The sequence below is a fragment of the Pseudomonas sp. KT_2_4 genome (genome assembly GCF_041410225.1).
GTDB lineage: Bacteria > Pseudomonadota > Gammaproteobacteria > Pseudomonadales > Pseudomonadaceae > Aquipseudomonas > Aquipseudomonas paracarnis.
In genome coordinates this window covers 4,569,475-4,587,500 of the sequence record NZ_CP166962.1, presented here as the reverse complement: position 1 = coordinate 4,587,500, position 18,026 = coordinate 4,569,475, and the positions used below count along the sequence as shown (strand labels likewise).

Below are 18,026 nucleotides of genomic sequence, written 5' to 3'. Positions count from 1 at the left end.
CCAGGTGGTCGCCTTCGCCACTGGTGTTCCTTCCTATATCTACGCATTTCACCGCTACACAGGAAATTCCACCACCCTCTACCATACTCTAGTCAGTCAGTTTTGAATGCAGTTCCCAGGTTGAGCCCGGGGATTTCACATCCAACTTAACAAACCACCTACGCGCGCTTTACGCCCAGTAATTCCGATTAACGCTTGCACCCTCTGTATTACCGCGGCTGCTGGCACAGAGTTAGCCGGTGCTTATTCTGTCGGTAACGTCAAAATTGCAGAGTATTAATCTACAACCCTTCCTCCCAACTTAAAGTGCTTTACAATCCGAAGACCTTCTTCACACACGCGGCATGGCTGGATCAGGCTTTCGCCCATTGTCCAATATTCCCCACTGCTGCCTCCCGTAGGAGTCTGGACCGTGTCTCAGTTCCAGTGTGACTGATCATCCTCTCAGACCAGTTACGGATCGTCGCCTTGGTGAGCCATTACCTCACCAACTAGCTAATCCGACCTAGGCTCATCTGATAGCGCAAGGCCCGAAGGTCCCCTGCTTTCTCCCGTAGGACGTATGCGGTATTAGCGTCCGTTTCCGAACGTTATCCCCCACTACCAGGCAGATTCCTAGGCATTACTCACCCGTCCGCCGCTCTCAAGAGAAGCAAGCTTCTCTCTACCGCTCGACTTGCATGTGTTAGGCCTGCCGCCAGCGTTCAATCTGAGCCATGATCAAACTCTTCAGTTCAAACATCTTTGGGTTTTTAAGAAACCCTAAACTTGGCTCAGCAATCGTTGGTTACATCTTTGATTTCTCGCGGAGTAACTTGTGATGCTGATAATCTTGTTGACTATCAGTCTGACTCCACAAGCACCCACACGAATTGCTTGATTCAGTTGTTAAAGAGCGGTTGGTTAAGATCTTTCGTCTCAACCGAGGCGCGCATTCTACAGCAGCCTCATTTGCTGTCAAGTGGTTATTTTCAGAAGTTTTCGAAGATTTCTTCAACAACTTCAACCACTTGCGCTTGCGATCTCTCGTAAGCGGGAGGCGAATTCTACAGCGTTACACGCTGCTGTCAACACCTCTTTTTCAACTTCCTTTTGGCTTCGATGAACTGAAGCAACTTGCTGTCGAGAACTGCGTAACTCATTGTTTACCAAGGAGTTTTCCGTTTCGACTGCGCCGGAAGTGGGGCGAATTATAGGCTTCCAGAATTTGCCGTCAACCTTCTTTTTCACATTTCTGTCATATAAGTCAAAAAAGCTCCAACAACGCAAAGGCCGGCCCCAAGGGGCCGGCCTTTTACCTACCGAGCCTTACAGGCTGGGAAAGGCGAATTGCGACGCTTCATGGCTGGCCCGTTGCGGCCAACGCTGGGTGATCGCCTTGCGACGAGTATAGAAACGCACCCCGTCCGGCCCATAGGCATGCAAGTCGCCAAACAGCGAACGCTTCCAGCCACCAAAGCTGTGATACGCAACCGGCACCGGCAGCGGCACGTTAACACCCACCATGCCGACTTCAATCTCATCACAGAACAGACGCGCCGCTTCACCATCACGGGTGAAGATACAAGTACCGTTGCCGTATTCGTGATCGTTGATGAGTTGCATCGCCGCTTCCAGGCTATCCACCCGCACTACGCACAACACCGGGCCAAAGATCTCTTCTTTATAGATACGCATCTCAGGGGTGACGCGGTCAAACAAGCTGCCACCGAGGAAAAAACCTTGCTCATGCCCGGCAACACTCAAGCCACGGCCATCAACGACCAGCTCAGCCCCCGCCGACACACCGTCTTCTATATAGCCACTGACTTTATCTCGCGCCTGCCCCGTCACCAACGGGCCCATATCCAGCCCGCAAGAAGTGCCCGCACCAATCTTCAACGCCTTGACCTGTGGCACCAGCTTGGCAATCAATGCATCCGCCACCTGATCGCCCACGCACACAGCCACCGAGATCGCCATGCAACGCTCACCGCAGGAACCATACGCCGCGCCCATCAGGGCACTCACAGCGTTATCCAGGTCTGCATCCGGCATCAGCACCGCGTGGTTTTTCGCCCCGCCCAGCGCCTGCACACGCTTGCCACGTTTGGTCGCTTCGGAATAGATGTACTCGGCAATCGGCGTCGAGCCTACAAAGCTCAAGGCTTTGACTTCAGGCGCTTCGATCAATGCGTCCACCGCGCCCTTGTCGCCATGCACCACGCTGAGCACGCCTTTGGGCAGCCCGGCTTCCTGCAACAGCTGCGCGATCAACAGCGTCGAACTCGGGTCGCGCTCTGAAGGTTTAAGGATGAAACAGTTACCGCAGACAATCGCCAGCGGGTACATCCACAACGGCACCATCGCCGGGAAGTTGAACGGGGTAATACCCGCTACCACGCCCAATGGCTGGAAGTCCGACCACGCATCAATGTTCGGCCCTACGTTGCGGCTGTATTCACCCTTGAGAATCTCCGGCGCCGAGCACGCGTACTCCACGTTCTCGATCCCACGCTTGAGTTCACCCGCGGCGTCTTCCAGGGTTTTGCCATGTTCTTCGCTGATCAACTGCGAGATCCGTGCTTCGTTCTGCTCCAGCAGTTGCTTGAAACGGAACATCACCTGGGCACGCTTGGCCGGCGGCGTATTGCGCCAGGCCGGAAACGCCGCCTTGGCTGAGTCAATCGCCTGTTGAATGGTTTCACGGCTGGCCAACGGCACCTGGTGAATCACCTGGCCGGTAGACGGGTTATAGACGTCGGCACTACGACCGCTGTCGTTGACCAGCTCACCGTTGATCAAATGCTGGATAAGGCTCATGCAGGGCTCCTGAAAAATTGTTCTATATAGAAGGAGAAATCAGTCGATCTTGTTCAGCACTTCGCCGACCGCGTCAAACAGACGGTCCAGGTCCTGCGGCTTGCTGTTGAAGGTTGGCCCGAACTGCAGGGTGTCGCCGCCAAAACGCACATAGAAACCGGCCTTCCACAATGCCATGCCGGCCTCGAATGGACGCACGATGGCATCTCCATCACGCGGGGCAATCTGAATCGCACCGGCCAGGCCGTAGTTGCGAATGTCGATCACGTTCTTGCTGCCCTTCAAACCGTGCAGCGCATTCTCAAAGTGCGGTGCGACTTCGGCTACGCTCTGCACCAGGTTTTCTTTCTGCAGCAGGTCCAATGCCGCCAAGCCCGCCGCGCAGGCCACCGGGTGCGCCGAGTAGGTGTAACCGTGGGGGAATTCCACGGCGTATTCCGGCGTCGCCTGATTCATGAAGGTCTGGTAGATCTCGCTACTGGCAATCACCGCGCCCATCGGGATCGCGCCGTTGGTGACTTGCTTGGCGATGCACATCAGGTCCGGTGTCACGCCAAAGCTGTCGGCACCGAACATCGAGCCGGTGCGGCCAAAGCCTGTGATCACTTCGTCGAACACCAACAGGATATTGTGCTGGTCGCAAATTTCGCGCAGGCGCTTGAGATAACCCTGCGGTGGCACCAATACGCCAGCGGAACCGGCCATCGGCTCGACAAACACGGCTGCGATGTTCGACGCATCATGCAGCTCGATCAGCTTGAGCAACTCATCGGCCAAGGCAATACCACCCTGCTCCGGCATGCCCCGGGAGAAGGCGTTGCTGGCCAGCAAGGTGTGAGGCAGATGGTCGACGTCCATCATCGCCTGGCCAAACAGCTTACGGTTACCGTTCACACCGCCCAGGCTGGTACCAGCAATGTTCACACCGTGGTAACCACGGGCTCGACCAATCATCTTGGTCTTGGTGGCCTGACCTTTGAGGCGCCAGTAGGCCCGCACCATCTTCACTGCCGTATCGGCACATTCAGAGCCCGAATCGGTGAAGAACACATGATTCAGGTTGCCTGGGGTCAGGTCGGTGATCTTTTCCGCCAACTGGAAGGACAACGGATGACCGTATTGGAAGCCTGGGGAGTAGTCCAAGGTGCCCAATTGCTTGGCGACCGCTTCCTGGATTTCCTTGCGCGTATGCCCGGCGCCACAGGTCCACAGGCCCGACAACGAATCATAGACCTTGCGCCCCTTGTCATCGGTCAACCAGCTACCCTCGGCGGCCACGATCAGGCGTGGATCGCGCTGGAAGTTGCGGTTGGCGGTGTAAGGCATCCAGTGCGCATCCAGCTTCAATTGGCTGGCCAGTGACGATGGGGCGTTTTCGGGCATGTTCATCAGCAAAACCTCGCAGGGCAAAAGGCAGCGTCGGGATTGAAAAAGCGTTGTTGCAGCTAAATTGCCACGGGGATAAAGTCGGTGAAATCCAACTCTTCTAACCTTCAGTCAGGCCTTCACTAAACTATGAGCAGCCGTCGTCCCGACCCTTTGGCCCAAGTCAGTGACTTCGATATTCGCTTGCTGCGCATCTTTCGCAGCGTGGTGGAGTGCGGCGGCTTCTCGGCAGCGGAAACCGTCCTTGGCATCGGGCGCTCGGCCATCAGCCAGCAGATGAGCGACCTTGAACAACGGCTCGGGCTGAGGCTCTGCCAACGCGGCCGCGCCGGGTTCTCTCTGACAGAAGAAGGCCGCGAGGTCTATCAGTCTGCCCTGCAACTGCTGAGTGCCCTGGAAAGTTTTCGCACCGAGGTCAACGGCCTGCACCAACATTTGCGCGGAGAGTTGATCATTGGCCTCACCGACAATCTGGTGACCCTGCCCCATATGCGCATCACCCACGCATTGGCGCAGTTGAAGGAACGCGGCCCGGACGTGCAGATCCAGATTCGCATGATCGCCCCCAATGAAGTGGAGCAAGGCGTACTCGACGGTCGCCTGCACGTCGGTGTGGTGCCCCAGGCCAGCGCACTGTCGGGCCTGGAATACCAGCCGCTGTACAGCGAACGCTCCTTGCTCTATTGCGCGGTCGGCCACCCGCTGTTTTACGCCGACAACAAGCAACTCGACGACGAACGCATCGACAGCCAGGATGCCATCGCCCCCACCTTCCGCTTACCCGCGGAAATCCAGGCCCATTACCAGGCGCTCAACTGCACCGCCAGTGCGTCAGACCGTGAAGGCATGGCGTTCCTGATTCTCACCGGGCGTTATATCGGCTATTTGCCCGATCACTACGCCAGCCTATGGGTGCAACAAGGCCGACTACGTGCGCTGAAACCGGCGACACGTTTTTACGATTTGAGCCTGGCATCGGTCACGCGCAAGGGCCGTCGCCCTCATTTGGTGCTGGAAAGCTTCCTCGAAAGCTTGGCCGCCACCCGCTAACTCGGGCCTTGCACAAAAAGCTGAGCATATGGACAGCTTTTTGCAAGAGCTCAAGGACCTTGAACCGTCCGCCTTGAGTTGACCCGCCATGCCCCCAGAATCCTCCAGCCCCAGCGACCTGATCTACGGCCTCAACGACCGGCCGAAACCACTGCCCGCTTTCCTCGCGGCCCTGCAACATGTATTGGCGGCGTTCGTCGGCATCATCACGCCGCCTCTGATTATTGGCTCCACCCTCGGCCTCACCGCCCACTTGCCCTACCTGATCAGCATGGCGTTGATGGTTTCCGGCGTAGGCACCTTCATCCAGGCACGCAGGCCGTTTGGTATCGGTGCCGGCATGATCTGCCTGCAAGGCACCAGCTTTGCGTTTCTCGGCGCGGTGTTGTCTGCAGGCTTTCTGGTGAAACAACGCGGCGGCAGCCCGGAAGACATTCTGGCGATGATTTTCGGCGTGTGCTTCTTCGGCGCGGCGGTGCAGATTGTATTGAGCCGCTTTATCAGCCAGTTGCGCCGCGTGATCACTCCCCTGGTGACCGGCATCGTAATTACGCTGATCGGCATCAGCCTGATCAAAGTAGGCATCACCGACCTCGGCGGTGGTTTCAATGCACCGGACTTCGGCGCTCCCGCCAACTTGGCGCTGGGCCTGTTCGTTGTATTGACGATCATCCTGCTCAACCGCTCGAACACGCCCTGGGTACGCTTGTCGGCCATCATCATCGGCCTGGCCCTGGGCAGCCTCGCGGCGTGGTTCAGCGGCAAACTGACTCCCCAGGCGTTGCCTGACCTGCCATTGGTCAGCCTGCCTACACCATTCCGCTTTGGTTTCAACTTCGACTGGAGCGCCTTCCTGCCGATTGCGCTGATTTATCTGATCAGCAGCATCGAAACCGTCGGCGATCTCACCGCCAATTGCATGATTGCCCGCCAGCCCATCAGCGGCCCTTCTTATATAAGCCGGCTCAAGGGCGGCGTGCTCGGCGATGGGGTGAGCTGCATGATCGCCGCCACCTTCAGCGCCTTCCCCAACACCACGTTTGCGCAGAACAATGGCGTGATCCAGCTCACCGGCGTGGCCAGCCGTTACGTCGGTTTGTACATCGGCGTGTTGCTGTTCTGTCTGGGCCTGTTTCCATTGATCGGCGCCGTGCTGCAGCAAATCCCCAAGCCGGTGCTGGGCGGCGCCACCCTGGTGATGTTCGGCAGCGTGGCGGCGGCCGGCGTGCGCATCCTTGCCCAGGCACCGCTGGACCGACGCAGCATGCTGATCATCGCCACCTCATTCGGCGTTGGCCTGGGTATCGCCGCGCAACCTAACCTGCTGCACCTGATGCCGACACTGGTGCAGAACCTGTTCGACTCCGCCATCACCAGCGGCGGTATCACCGCCATCCTGCTGTGCCTGTTACTGCCGGAGGCCAAGGCAAGTACCGCCGCCGCAAACCACAGCCCGGAACGCGACAGCCTGGAGCCGCTTTGACGGTTTTATTGCATCAGGACTTGTCTGAGGCTTGAGGGTGGGTTATCTGTGCACACGTCGTCTCTATCGATCAGCACGGAAACCTCCATGAGCCTCGAAGTTCCTGCCCACAGCAACCACGCCGGTAAACCCGCCAGCCGCATTCGGCAAAAGAACGAACAAGCGATTCTCCAGGCTGCTGAAGATGAATTCGCGCGTCATGGCTACAAAGGCACCAGCATGAACACCATCGCTGCCAGTGCCGGGCTGCCCAAGGCCAATTTGCACTACTACTTCACCAACAAGCTGGGCCTGTACGTCGCGGTGCTGAGCAATATCCTCGAACTGTGGGACAGCACCTTCAACGCGCTGACCGCCGAGGACGACCCGGCCGTGGCGCTCGCTCGCTACATCCGCACCAAGATGGAATTCTCGCGCCGCCAACCCCAGGCTTCGCGGATCTTCGCCATGGAGATCATCAGCGGTGGCGAATGCCTCACTGAATATTTCGGCCAGGACTATCGGGCCTGGTTCAGTGGCCGTGCCGCAGTGTTCCAGGCGTGGATCGACGCCGGCAAAATGGACCCCGTCGACCCTGTGCACCTGATCTTCCTGCTGTGGGGCAGCACCCAGCACTACGCTGACTTCGCCACCCAGATCTGCCGTGTTACCGGTCGCACCAAGCTGACCAAGCAGGACATGGAAGATGCTGGCACCAACCTGATCCATATCATTCTCAAAGGCTGCGGCATCAAGCCAGCCCTATAAACGAAGCGATTTATGTCTTTTACGCTCACCGGCTTTTGCGAGTTTCGTGAAGAAATACGCAAAAGTCGCTTTATCACCTTGGCGGCGCCGATTACCAGCCCGCAGGACGCCCAGGCGTTTTTCGAGCAACACAGCGACCTCAACGCCACGCACAACTGCTGGGCCTGGAAGCTGGGCGATCAATACCGCAGCAGCGATGACGGCGAACCCGGAGGCACCGCCGGGCGCCCGATTCTTGCAGCCATCGAGGCCCAGGGCTTTGATCAGGTGGCCGTCTTGGTGATCCGCTGGTACGGCGGCATTCAACTGGGCACGGGTGGATTGGCCCGCGCCTATGGCGGCGGGGCCAATAAATGCCTGCAAAATGCCGAGCGCATCGAGCTGATCAGCCGCGTCCCCCTGCGTTGCGCCTGTGGCTTCTCCGAACTGAACCTGGTGAAGCTGCGTGTCGCTGAACTCGGCGGGCTTGTGGTGGAAGAAACCTTTACCGCCAACGGCGTAGAACTGCAACTCGCCCTGGGGGAGGCGCACATTGACACCCTGCAAACCCAGCTCGCCGACCTGAGCCGTGGGCGCATCCTGCTCGAACGCTGAAACTGCTACTGTTATGCGCTGAACTCCCTGAACCGCGATTTCAAAGGAAGCCTTTCATGTCTACGCCAAAAACCGCACTGATCATCGGCGCCTCGCGCGGGCTGGGCCTTGGCCTGGTCAAGCAACTGCTCCAGGACGGCTGGGACGTGACCGCCACCGTGCGCGATCCGAACAAGGCCGATGCGTTGAAAGCCGTGGGGCCGGTGCAGATCGAGAAGTTGGACATGGACGATCAGCAAGCCGTGATCGCCCTGGCCCAACGCCTGAAAGATCGCACCTTTGACCTGCTGTTCGTCAACGCCGGCGTCAAAGGCCCGGCCAATCAGGAGCCCGGCCACGTGACCCTGGCGGAAGTCGGCCAGTTGTTCTTCACCAACGCCGTGGCGCCGATCAACCTGGCCCAGCGTTTTGTCGGGCAGATCCGCAAAGACACCGGCGTGCTGGCCTTCATGAGTTCAGTACTGGGCAGCGTGACCATTCCCGACGGCTCGGACCTGGCGCTGTACAAAGCCAGCAAGGCCGCCCTCAATTCGATGACCAACAGCTTTATCACGCAACTGGGCGAGCCCAAACCGACGGTGCTGTCGCTGCATCCAGGCTGGGTGAAGACCGACATGGGCGGCGAAAACGCCCACATCGACGTCGAGACCAGCGTGCGCGGCCTGGTGGACCAAGTAAATGCCTACACCGGCAAAGGCGGCCATCACTTCGTCGACTACAAAGGCGACACCATCGCCTGGTAAGTGGCAAAGGGTCGTTATCGACCAATTGCCGTCGATAACGATCCACGCGTAAACTGCCCTCCTCGCCCTCCCCGGCGACCCTGGATCAGCAGACAGGGCAACACTGAGCTGGCAAACCTGAACCCATCATTCAGAGGAGCCGGCCAATGCCTGCGACCCGTATCTGGTTAAAAAACCCCCTCGCGATTTTCACCGCCAATGGCCTCGATGCCCGTGGCGGCCTGGTGCTGCAAGACGGTGTCATCACCGAAGTGCTGGCCCAAGGACAAGCGCCTGCACAACCCTGCGCCCAGGTGTTCGATGCCCGCGAGCATGTAGTGCTGCCTGGGCTGATCAATACCCACCACCACTTCTATCAAACCCTGACCCGTGCCTGGGGCCCGGTGGTCAACCAGCCGCTGTTTCCCTGGCTGAAAACCCTGTACCCGGTATGGGCGCGACTCACCCCGGAAAAACTCGCCCTGGCCAGCAAAGTTGCCCTGGCCGAATTGCTGCTCTCGGGCTGCACCACGGCGGCCGACCACCACTACCTGTTCCCCGATGGTTTGGAAAACGCCATTGATGTGCAGGTAGACAGCGTGCGTGAACTGGGGATGCGCGCCATGCTCACCCGCGGTTCCATGAGCCTGGGCGAAGCCGATGGCGGCCTGCCGCCGCAGCAAACGGTGCAGCAAGGCCAAGTGATTCTCGAAGACAGCCAGCGCCTGATCCGCGAATATCACCAGCGCGGTGACGGTGCGCAGATCCAGATCGCCCTGGCGCCGTGCTCGCCGTTTTCCGTCACCCCCGAAATCATGCAAGCCAGCGCCGAGCTGGCCAACCAGTTGGACGTGCGCCTGCACACCCATTTGGCGGAAACCCTTGATGAGGAAGATTTCTGCCTGCAACGCTTCGGGCTGCGTACCGTGGATTACCTCGACAGCGTCGGCTGGCTTGGCCCGCGCACCTGGCTGGCCCACGGCATTCACTTCAACCCGGACGAAATCGAGCGCCTGGGCGCAGCCGGCACCGGCATCTGCCATTGCCCAAGCTCGAATATGCGCCTGGCCTCCGGCATTTGCCCGACCCTGGACCTGCTCGCCGCCGGCGCCCCCATCGGCCTGGGCGTGGACGGCTCCGCCTCCAACGACGCCTCGAACATGATCCTTGAAGCACGCCAGGCCCTGTACATCCAGCGCCTGCGCTACGGCGCGGAAAAGATCACCCCCGAAGGTGTATTGGGCTGGGCCACCAAGGGCTCGGCGCAGTTGCTGGGGCGCACGGATATTGGCGAGTTGGCAGTAGGCAAACAGGCGGACCTGGCACTGTTCAAGCTCGATGAGCTGCGCTTCTCCGGCAGCCATGACCCCATTTCCGCGCTGCTGTTGTGCGGTGCGGACCGGGCAGACCGGGTGATGATCGCAGGTCAATGGCGGGTGATCGACGGCCAAGTCGAAGGGCTGGATCTGAAAGGCTTGATCGCGGATCACAGCCAGGCAGCGCGCCAGTTGATCGCAGGCACCTAAGCCAGGCACCAATCAAAATGTGGGAGCGGGCTTGCTCGCGAGTGCGGTGTCAGTCAGTACATCTGTGACTGAACCACCGCATTCGCGAGCAAGCCCGCTCCCACATTGGGTCTGCGGCGCCGTTCAAATCGGGTTATAGCCCCAACAGCGACAGCATGATAAAGGTCGCAAACAATACAAAATGCGTCATCCCTTCTATCGCATTGGTTTCACCATCGTTGAGGTTGATCGCGCTGACGATCAGGGTGATAAACACCATCACCGTTTGCACCGGCGTCATCGCCATCTGGAACGGCTGCCCGGTGTAGAGCGCCATGGCTTCCATCACCGGCACCGTCAGGATCACCGTAGACAACGAAGCCCCCAGCGCGATGTTGACCACCGATTGCATGCGGTTGGCCAACGCGGCGCGCAGTGCCGTGAGGATCTCCGGCGCGGCCGAGATAGCCGCCACCACAATCGCGGTAATCACCGGCGGTGCGCCGGTCCCTTCCAGGCCCAGGTCGAGGGTCTTGGACATCACCTCGGCCAGCGCGCCAATCACGATCACCCCAAACACCAGGGTCGCAATGGAAAACGTCAGGCTGACAGACGGCGCGTGCTCGTCTTCCGGCTGTTTCTTACGGCGTTTTTCCGGATAGCTGTAGCTGAAGAAATAACTGTGCGGCCCCACCTGCATGCGCAGGAACAAGGTGTAAAGCACCACCATCGCGCCAATGGTGAAGGCCGAGTAAATTTTCCAGTCCGCTTCGGGGATAAATTCCGGCACCACCATCGACACACCCATGGCAGTAAGAATCATCACACTGTAGGTGCGCGCCGAGTCATCGTTGTAGGACTGTTCGCCATGCTTGATGCCGCCCATCAGCGCGGCCAGGCCGAGGATGCCGTTGATATCGAGCATCACCGCTGAGTAAATGGTGTCGCGCACCAGCGTCGGCGATGGCTCGTTGCTCATCATGATCGCCAGGATCACCACCTCCACCAATACCGCGGCGAGGGTCAGGATCATGGTGCCGTAGGGGTCACCGACTTTTTCCGCCAACTGCTCGGCGTGATGAGCCACGCGCATCGATGCCATCACGATAAACGCGATCAGCGCGAAGCCGGCCAGCAGCGCGACCAGTTGGCCGCTGTGGAGCATCCAGTGTTCCAGCGGATAGGCGGCGATGGCGGCAATCAGCGCCAGCAGCATGAATTTTTCTTGCTTGAGGGATGTGAGCATTCCGGGCCTTTTCATACAGCGAATCAGTCATTGATGGGGTACAGACTGCGCCGAGCCACTAACGTTTCGTTACACCTTAGTTCAGGCCGCCCTTGCGTGAGTGACAGAAATACTCTCCTGCTGGTCAGGTTTTGCCGATTATTTCAGCCATGGCCTGTAGAATGCCGCCATTGCACCTGATGAGAATTTAAAAATGTACGATTGGCTCAACGCCCTGCCCAAGGCTGAATTGCACCTGCACCTGGAAGGCTCGCTGGAGCCTGAGCTGCTGTTCGCCCTGGCCGAGCGCAACAAGATTGCGCTGCCATGGAACGACGTCGAAACCCTGCGCAAGGCCTACGCCTTCAACAACCTGCAAGAGTTTCTCGACCTGTATTACAAGGGCGCCGATGTGCTGCGCACGTCCCAGGATTTCTACGACCTGACCTGGGCCTACCTGCTGCGCTGCAAGGCCCAGAACGTGATTCACACTGAACCGTTCTTCGACCCGCAAACCCACACCGACCGTGGCGTGCCGTTCGAAGTGGTGCTCAACGGCATCGCCGCCGCACTCAAAGACGGCGAGCAGCAACTGGGCATCACCAGCGGTTTGATCCTCAGCTTCCTGCGCCACCTGAGCGAAGACGAAGCGCAGAAAACCCTCGACCAGGCGCTGCCATTCCGTGACGCGTTCGTGGCCGTGGGCCTGGACAGCTCGGAAATGGGCCACCCACCGAGCAAGTTCCAGCGCGTGTTCGACCGTGCCCGTCACGAAGGCTTCCTGACCGTGGCCCACGCCGGTGAAGAAGGCCCGCCCGAGTACATCTGGGAAGCCATCGACCTGCTGAAAATCCAACGCATCGACCATGGCGTGCGCGCCATCGAAGACGAGCGCTTGATGCAGCGCATCATCGACGAGCAGATCCCGTTGACCGTGTGCCCGCTGTCCAACACCAAGCTCTGCGTGTTCGACGACATGGCCCAGCACAACATCCTCGACATGCTCGAACGTGGCGTGAAGGTTACAGTGAACTCGGATGACCCGGCGTACTTCGGCGGTTACGTCACCGAGAACTTCCATGCGCTGCACACCAGCCTGGGCATGACCCAGGACCAGGCCAAACGCCTGGCACAGAACAGCCTGGATGCGCGGCTCGTGAAGCCATAACTGAATAGACCTGGACTCAACCTGTGGGAGCTGGCTTGCCTGCGATAGCGGTGTATCAGCCAGCCTCTTATTGCCTGACCTACCGCTATCGCGGGCAAGCCCGGCTCCCACATGGCCCCATCAGCTTTAAGCCTGGGTGAGTTCTTCCAGGGTCTTGCCCTTGGTCTCCATCCCGAACAACCACACCACCAGCGCCGCCACCGCAAAGCACAGCGCACCCAAGGCAAATACCCCGCCCTGCCCGGTTATCGGGAATACCAGTCCGGTTACCAACGGCCCCAGCAACGAGCCCACGCGCCCAATCGCCGACGCAAACCCCGAGCCGGTCGCACGTGCCGAGGTGGGATACAACTCCGGCGTGTAGGTGTACAGCACCGCCCACATGCCAAACAGGAAGAACTGCATCAACAACCCCGAGGTGATCAGCAGGCTTACGTTGCCGCCAAACACTGCGCTCTGCCCATACACAAACGCCATCACCCCGCCGCCCAGCAAGGTCACCACGCACACGGGCTTGCGCCCCCAGCGCTCGACCAACCACGCGGCCATCAAAAAGCCTGGGATTCCGCCCAGGGAAATGATCACCGTGTAATACACCGACTGAGTCACAGCAAAACCCGATTGCTGTAACAACGCACTCAACCACGACGTCAGCCCGTAGAACCCAAGCAGGGCGAAGAACCACACACTCCAGATCATCATCGTGCGTTGGCGGTACTGCGCCGACCACAGCTGCTGGAACGCGGAGAAAAACGTCCCCGGCGCACTCTCGATCCGTGGCAGGGCAATCGGCTCCGGCAAGTCGGCGCGGCCCAGGGAATCGCGCACCTTCTGCTCGATGCCAAGCAAGACCTTGTCCGCCGCCTCATGGCGCCCAGCCTGTTCCAGCCAACGCGGCGACTCCGGAATAAAGAAACGGATGGCCAGCACAAACACCGCCGGTATCGCCAACACCAGAAAGATGTCGCGCCAGCCAATCACCGGCAACAAGAAGTAAGACAACACGCCCGCGGCCACAAAACCCAACGGCCAGAAGCCATCCATCAAGGCGATGTAACGGCCGCGTCGCTTGGCGGGGATCAGCTCCGACAGCATCGACTGGGCAATGGGAAACTCCATGCCCATGCCAATGCCCAGCAGGATCCGGAACAACGTCAGCGTCTCCACCGTCTGCGCCATGGAACACAGGTAGCTCGCCAGGCCCCAGAGTACGATGCTCCACTGGAACACCGGCTTACGCCCGAAGCGATCAGCAAGCATCCCGGACAGCGAAGCGCCCACCACCATGCCGAAAAAACTCGAACTGGCCAGCAACCCGGCCTGGGCCGTGCTCAGGCCAAACTCGGCTTTGATCGAGCCCAGCAGGAAGGTCATCATCGCCAGGTCCATGGAGTCGAAGAAAAACGCCAGGGCGATGATGATGAAAATGACTCGGTGGTAACCGCTGATGGGCAACCGTTCCAGGCGTTCCGCCGCGCTATAACCCTGCCTACCCATGCCGCATCCCTCGTATGAAAAAATCCCCTTGGCGAGTGTGCGGCATCGTTTACGCCGGCTATTGCTGAATGCGACCTGACGACAGCTGAGAGCGACGCCAGCACCTGTAGGAGCGAGCTTGCTCGCGAAGAACGTTAGCGATAACGCGGGGCATCTGGATAAAACGCGGCGCCCTCTAGTTTTTCACGAGCAAGCTCGCTCCTACAGCTTGGCAACGCGAGCTATGTGCTCAAGCCCCCCGTCATTGACCGACAGGGCCCGTGACTCGTTGATCACGCTGATCCAGTTCGCCTGCAAAAACAGCTGCATCAAGCCCGCCCCCAGCGCACCGCCCAGATGGGGTTGTTGCTGGCTCCAGTCGAAACAGTCGCAGGCCAGCGGCGATGCCAATGCCTGGGTAAAAATGCCCAGTTCCGCCAACGCTTGCACGCCGCTGGGCGTCACCTCGGTACGCTGCTCATGGCGCTCGATCCATCCGGCCTCAAGCATCCGTTGATACAGCTGCGCCGCCAGTTCACCGCCGAGGTGGCCGTGGCACCAGCGGGCGCGGCGCAGCAACGGCGGCGCTCGCAGCGCCGGTGGCAAAACATCCGGGGTGCTGCGGGCCGCGCTGGCCATGGTGGTGCTGGCCAATGCATCAATGGCGGTGCTGACATCAGCGGCCGCTAGCCTAAACAGGCGCTGGCCTCGCCGTGCCTCGATCCGCAACAGGCCGCTGCCGGTCAGCCGCGCCAAGTGTGCATTGGCTGACGCCGGCGACAGACCGGCCAGCGCTGCCAGCTCGTCTGAAGATTTCGCCGAACCGTCCATCAAGGCCCAGAGCATGGCCGTGCGTTTAGGCTCGGCGAGCAAGCTGGCGATCTGGCTGATGCAAGGTGCTGCTCCCATGTATTCACTCCCTGTTAAACCATTTTTTCTGCTGCGGTTGACGCCCAAGTATAGGTGCGCGGGCAGTAGGTTCCGCGGCGTCTGACAGTGCAGATCAGGACAGGAGACGAGTGAAACTTCCGAGCGTGGCGCAGGCTATTGACGGGAAACCATTCGTCCCGGTCGCTGCGCCGTCAATGTCGCACAACGGGACACGAGCATGTCCCGCAGCAGATTGATGGGTTTACTCAATTGCGCACGGTGGGCGCACAGCAGGTTGAGCGGGGTGCGCTCGCCCTGCAGTTCCGGCAGGATCAAACGCAAGCGCCCGGCCAGCACATCGGTGCTCACATCCAGCCAAGACTTGTAGGCGATGCCCATGCCCGCCACCGCCCAGCGGCGCACCACATCAGCGTCATCGCTGAAGCGATCGCCGCTGACCGTCAGGCTTACGTGGCGCTTGCCATCGTAAAAACCCCAGTGGTCGTGGACGCGGCTGCCGAGCATGTACAGCAGGCAATTGTGCTGGGCCAATTGTTCCAGATGCCGCGGCTCGCCATGCCGGACGAGGTAACTGGGTGCAGCGCAGAGTACGCGAATATTGTCCGCAGCGATGGGCAGCGCAATCAGGCTGGAGTCTTCGGGTTCGCCGTAACGCAGGGCAATGTCCACGGGCTGACGGAACAAGTCAGCAATGCGATCACCGAGCAACAGGCGCACGTTCAGTTGCGGATGCTCCTGCTGGAACGCATCCAGCCACGGCAACAGTTGGTTGCGGCCAAAATCCGAGGGTGCCGACAATTGCAGCACACCACTGACGTGATCCTGGCCACTGGCCAATAGGCGCCGCCCTTCATCCAGCGCACTCAGTGACGCCCGTGCGTACTCCAGAAAGCCCTCACCTTCGGCCGTCAGCCGAAGGCTGCGGGTAGAGCGCGCCAGCAAGCGCGTGCCCAGTTGCTGTTCGATACGCTTGAGTGCAGCACTGGCCACCGCCGGTGACAGGTCCATGACCCGCGCTGCGGCCGACAGGCTGCCCAAGTCCGCTGCCCGCACAAACAACTGCAAATCATCAAAACGCAGCATGCATTCCCGCTCATTATCAATATTTGGTTGAAACAGCCTGCTGTTTTAGCCGCTTTTATCGGCGTGGGAAATAGCCAATCATCTGCCCATCCCGTTACCCCGTGCCAGGAGTCGACTATGTCCACCGCTTTTAATGTCATCGCCACGCTGATCGCCAAACCCGGCCAGCACGCCACCCTGGAAACCCTGCTGCGCGGCCTGCTGGAACCGACCCGCCTGGAAGCCGGTTGCGAGCAGTACGACCTGCACCAGGACCTGCAACACCCCGAGACCTTCTACATGCTCGAGCGCTGGAGCGACGACGCTGCGCTGGCCGACCACGACCAGAGCGCGCATATCCAGAGCTTTCGCGCCAAGGCCGCCGATGTGATCGAACACTTCGAACTCAAGCGCCTGAAATTTCTCGCCTGATCCCGCCTTTTTTGTAGGAGCGAGCGTGCTCGCGAAAACCCAACGACGAGGCGCGAAACCAGAAACACCACGTCATCGTTGACGATCTTCGCGAGCAAGCTCGCTCCTACCTTGACCGTATTCACTTGGAGTCATCATGAAAGCCATTGCCTACTACGCCTCACTGCCGATCAACGATCCAGAATCCCTGCAAGACATCGAATTACCAGCCCCCGTTGCCGGCCCCCGTGACCTGTTGGTGGAAGTCAAAGCCATCTCGGTCAACCCGGTGGACACCAAGGTGCGCCAGAACGTCGCCCCGGAAAATGGCGCCGCCAAGGTGCTGGGTTGGGACGTGGCGGGTGTGGTCAAGGCGGTCGGCAGTGACGTGACGTTATTCAAAGTCGGCGACAAGGTGTACTACGCCGGTTCCCTGGTACGCCCAGGCGGCAACAGCGAACTGCACACCGTGGATGAACGCATCGTCGGCCATATGCCCCGAAGCCTGGGGTTTGCCGAAGCGGCCGCATTGCCGCTGACCGCTATCACTGCGTGGGAGCTGTTGTTCGAACGCTTGCAGGTCGCTGAAGGCAAAGACGATCAAGGCCAGAGCCTGCTGATCGTCGGCGCTGCCGGTGGCGTGGGGTCGATCCTGACTCAACTGGCCAACCAGCTCACGGCGCTGAAGGTCATCGGCACTGCCTCTCGCCCCGAAACCCAGGCATGGGCCAAGGCTCTTGGAGCGCACATAGTGATCGACCACAGCCAGCCGCTGAGCGAAGTGTTGAAACAGGCCGGGCACGGGCAAGTCACCCACGTTGCCAGCCTGACCCAGACCGAGCATCACTTGGACCAACTGGTCGAAGCGCTGCAACCCCAAGGCAAGCTGGCGTTGATCGACGATCCCAAGGCCCTGGATGTGAGCAAGCTCAAGCGCAAGAGCCTGTCGCTGCACTGGGAGTTCATGTACACCCGTTCGATGTTCGAGACCTCAGACATGATCGAACAGCACAACCTGCTCAACCGCGTGGCCGAACTGATCGACGCCGGCACCCTGAAAACCACGGTGGGCGAGCACTTCGGCGTGATCAATGCGGCGAACCTGCGCCGCGCCCACGCCCTGCTGGAAAGCGGCAAGGCCAAGGGCAAGATCGTGCTGGAAGGGTTCTGAAAAAACGGCTGTCAGTGTCGTCCGTTATCCACGTAGGTAATGGACGACACCATTAGTCCGAGAGTTGATCCTTGTCATATTTATGAGCCCGTTCAGGTTTATATTGGCCGCCTTTGCCACGATTCTTTTACGTGAGGAAGTCAGCAATGAAAATCCTGATAAAAGCGTTAGCAAAATCCCCCGGCAGCCAATGGCAAGTTCGTCTCGACGGCGAGGCCATCACCTTTCGCAGTGAAGCCGAGGCCCGCGCCTTCGCCGACACGCTGCAGGCCCGGATCCAGGCTCCCCACCGCTTCCCCCTCAACCAGCAACGTTCCGCTGGCTGAACCGAAC

The 18,026-nt window shown here is 59.7% G+C and carries 16 protein-coding genes and 1 rRNA gene (1 of these 17 running past the window's edge); 10 read left to right on the top strand and 7 right to left on the bottom strand.

The genetic code is table 11. From position 1 onward, the window contains the following. From AB9N64_RS20990 to AB9N64_RS20980, 3 genes are all read right to left on the bottom strand, one after another. A 16S ribosomal RNA gene (locus AB9N64_RS20990) occupies nt 1–736 on the bottom strand; it reaches 801 nt to the left of the window's first position. A gap of 572 nt (nt 737–1,308) precedes the next feature. After that, nucleotides 1,309–2,802 (bottom strand): CoA-acylating methylmalonate-semialdehyde dehydrogenase, encoded by a 1,494-nt coding sequence (locus AB9N64_RS20985; RefSeq protein WP_014716778.1) that lies wholly within the window; start codon nt 2,800–2,802, stop codon nt 1,309–1,311. Between the two features lie 39 nt (nt 2,803–2,841). Further along, complete coding sequence (locus AB9N64_RS20980) at nt 2,842–4,191, bottom strand: aspartate aminotransferase family protein (protein ID WP_003188272.1); 1,350 nt, start codon at nt 4,189–4,191, stop codon at nt 2,842–2,844. 126 nt (nt 4,192–4,317) lie between these two features. On the opposite strand from AB9N64_RS20980, the gene AB9N64_RS20975 reads away from it, so the two are divergent. The 6 genes from AB9N64_RS20975 (at nt 4,318) to AB9N64_RS20950 (ending at nt 10,310) form a co-directional block, all read left to right on the top strand. Continuing rightward, a complete protein-coding gene (locus AB9N64_RS20975; RefSeq protein ID WP_003188270.1) occupies nt 4,318–5,238 on the top strand; it encodes a LysR family transcriptional regulator in 921 nt (306 codons plus the stop codon). Nucleotides 5,239–5,326: 88 nt separating this feature from the next. Next, nucleotides 5,327–6,721: a uracil-xanthine permease family protein gene (locus tag AB9N64_RS20970; protein ID WP_032902919.1), complete on the top strand. Its 1,395-nt coding sequence runs from the start codon at nt 5,327–5,329 to the stop codon at nt 6,719–6,721. Nucleotides 6,722–6,808: 87 nt separating this feature from the next. Continuing rightward, nucleotides 6,809–7,468, top strand: a complete 660-nt coding sequence (locus AB9N64_RS20965; RefSeq protein WP_014716776.1) for a TetR/AcrR family transcriptional regulator — start codon at nt 6,809–6,811, stop codon at nt 7,466–7,468. A 12-nt stretch (nt 7,469–7,480) separates the two neighbouring features. Then, nucleotides 7,481–8,062 carry a YigZ family protein gene (locus AB9N64_RS20960; RefSeq protein ID WP_014716775.1) on the top strand — a complete coding sequence of 194 codons (582 nt, stop codon included), beginning with the start codon at nt 7,481–7,483 and terminating at the stop codon, nt 8,060–8,062. Nucleotides 8,063–8,118: 56 nt separating this feature from the next. After that, nucleotides 8,119–8,805, top strand: a complete 687-nt coding sequence (locus tag AB9N64_RS20955; protein ID WP_058410755.1) for an SDR family oxidoreductase — start codon at nt 8,119–8,121, stop codon at nt 8,803–8,805. Nucleotides 8,806–8,951: 146 nt separating this feature from the next. Next, entirely contained in the window at nt 8,952–10,310 is a 1,359-nt protein-coding gene (locus tag AB9N64_RS20950) for an 8-oxoguanine deaminase (RefSeq protein ID WP_020301940.1), read from the top strand. A gap of 133 nt (nt 10,311–10,443) precedes the next feature. On the opposite strand, the gene AB9N64_RS20945 is transcribed toward AB9N64_RS20950, so the two are convergent. After that, complete coding sequence (locus tag AB9N64_RS20945; RefSeq protein WP_003188263.1) at nt 10,444–11,535, bottom strand: calcium:proton antiporter; 1,092 nt, start codon at nt 11,533–11,535, stop codon at nt 10,444–10,446. A gap of 193 nt (nt 11,536–11,728) precedes the next feature. Here AB9N64_RS20945 and AB9N64_RS20940 point away from each other — a divergent pair, with 193 nt between their 5' ends. Continuing rightward, nucleotides 11,729–12,682 carry an adenosine deaminase gene (locus tag AB9N64_RS20940; RefSeq protein WP_014716772.1) on the top strand — a complete coding sequence of 318 codons (954 nt, stop codon included), beginning with the start codon at nt 11,729–11,731 and terminating at the stop codon, nt 12,680–12,682. Nucleotides 12,683–12,808: 126 nt separating this feature from the next. Here the strand turns inward: AB9N64_RS20940 and AB9N64_RS20935 are convergent, their stop codons facing one another. From AB9N64_RS20935 to AB9N64_RS20925, 3 genes are all read right to left on the bottom strand, one after another. Continuing rightward, nucleotides 12,809–14,179 carry an MFS transporter gene (locus tag AB9N64_RS20935; RefSeq protein ID WP_014716771.1) on the bottom strand — a complete coding sequence of 457 codons (1,371 nt, stop codon included), beginning with the start codon at nt 14,177–14,179 and terminating at the stop codon, nt 12,809–12,811. A 201-nt stretch (nt 14,180–14,380) separates the two neighbouring features. Continuing rightward, on the bottom strand, nt 14,381–15,067 hold the full coding sequence (locus AB9N64_RS20930) for a helix-turn-helix transcriptional regulator (RefSeq protein WP_014716770.1): 687 nt from the start codon (nt 15,065–15,067) through the stop codon (nt 14,381–14,383). 135 nt (nt 15,068–15,202) lie between these two features. Then, on the bottom strand, nt 15,203–16,132 hold the full coding sequence (locus AB9N64_RS20925; RefSeq protein ID WP_014716769.1) for a LysR family transcriptional regulator: 930 nt from the start codon (nt 16,130–16,132) through the stop codon (nt 15,203–15,205). A gap of 117 nt (nt 16,133–16,249) precedes the next feature. Here AB9N64_RS20925 and AB9N64_RS20920 point away from each other — a divergent pair, with 117 nt between their 5' ends. The 3 genes from AB9N64_RS20920 (at nt 16,250) to AB9N64_RS20910 (ending at nt 18,019) form a co-directional block, all read left to right on the top strand. Beyond that, nucleotides 16,250–16,543, top strand: coding sequence for a putative quinol monooxygenase (locus tag AB9N64_RS20920; protein WP_003188253.1), 294 nt, complete (start codon nt 16,250–16,252; stop codon nt 16,541–16,543). A 136-nt stretch (nt 16,544–16,679) separates the two neighbouring features. Next, on the top strand, nt 16,680–17,693 hold the full coding sequence (locus tag AB9N64_RS20915; RefSeq protein WP_014716768.1) for a zinc-binding alcohol dehydrogenase family protein: 1,014 nt from the start codon (nt 16,680–16,682) through the stop codon (nt 17,691–17,693). A gap of 146 nt (nt 17,694–17,839) precedes the next feature. Next, a complete protein-coding gene (locus tag AB9N64_RS20910; RefSeq protein WP_014716767.1) occupies nt 17,840–18,019 on the top strand; it encodes a hypothetical protein in 180 nt (59 codons plus the stop codon). The last annotated feature ends 7 nt before the right edge of the window (nt 18,020–18,026 follow it).

What these genes read in the sequence shown, in the direction of transcription:
- AB9N64_RS20985 (WP_014716778.1), bottom strand. Translation starts at nt 2,802, where the DNA reads ATGAGCCTTATCCAGCATTTGATCAACGGTGAGCTGGTCAACGACAGC.
- AB9N64_RS20980 (WP_003188272.1), bottom strand. Translation starts at nt 4,191, where the DNA reads ATGAACATGCCCGAAAACGCCCCATCGTCACTGGCCAGCCAATTGAAG.
- AB9N64_RS20975 (WP_003188270.1), top strand. Translation starts at nt 4,318, where the DNA reads ATGAGCAGCCGTCGTCCCGACCCTTTGGCCCAAGTCAGTGACTTCGAT.
- AB9N64_RS20970 (WP_032902919.1), top strand. Translation starts at nt 5,327, where the DNA reads ATGCCCCCAGAATCCTCCAGCCCCAGCGACCTGATCTACGGCCTCAAC.
- AB9N64_RS20965 (WP_014716776.1), top strand. Translation starts at nt 6,809, where the DNA reads ATGAGCCTCGAAGTTCCTGCCCACAGCAACCACGCCGGTAAACCCGCC.
- AB9N64_RS20960 (WP_014716775.1), top strand. Translation starts at nt 7,481, where the DNA reads ATGTCTTTTACGCTCACCGGCTTTTGCGAGTTTCGTGAAGAAATACGC.
- AB9N64_RS20955 (WP_058410755.1), top strand. Translation starts at nt 8,119, where the DNA reads ATGTCTACGCCAAAAACCGCACTGATCATCGGCGCCTCGCGCGGGCTG.
- AB9N64_RS20950 (WP_020301940.1), top strand. Translation starts at nt 8,952, where the DNA reads ATGCCTGCGACCCGTATCTGGTTAAAAAACCCCCTCGCGATTTTCACC.
- AB9N64_RS20945 (WP_003188263.1), bottom strand. Translation starts at nt 11,535, where the DNA reads ATGCTCACATCCCTCAAGCAAGAAAAATTCATGCTGCTGGCGCTGATT.
- AB9N64_RS20940 (WP_014716772.1), top strand. Translation starts at nt 11,729, where the DNA reads ATGTACGATTGGCTCAACGCCCTGCCCAAGGCTGAATTGCACCTGCAC.
- AB9N64_RS20935 (WP_014716771.1), bottom strand. Translation starts at nt 14,179, where the DNA reads ATGGGTAGGCAGGGTTATAGCGCGGCGGAACGCCTGGAACGGTTGCCC.
- AB9N64_RS20930 (WP_014716770.1), bottom strand. Translation starts at nt 15,067, where the DNA reads ATGGGAGCAGCACCTTGCATCAGCCAGATCGCCAGCTTGCTCGCCGAG.
- AB9N64_RS20925 (WP_014716769.1), bottom strand. Translation starts at nt 16,132, where the DNA reads ATGCTGCGTTTTGATGATTTGCAGTTGTTTGTGCGGGCAGCGGACTTG.
- AB9N64_RS20920 (WP_003188253.1), top strand. Translation starts at nt 16,250, where the DNA reads ATGTCCACCGCTTTTAATGTCATCGCCACGCTGATCGCCAAACCCGGC.
- AB9N64_RS20915 (WP_014716768.1), top strand. Translation starts at nt 16,680, where the DNA reads ATGAAAGCCATTGCCTACTACGCCTCACTGCCGATCAACGATCCAGAA.
- AB9N64_RS20910 (WP_014716767.1), top strand. Translation starts at nt 17,840, where the DNA reads ATGAAAATCCTGATAAAAGCGTTAGCAAAATCCCCCGGCAGCCAATGG.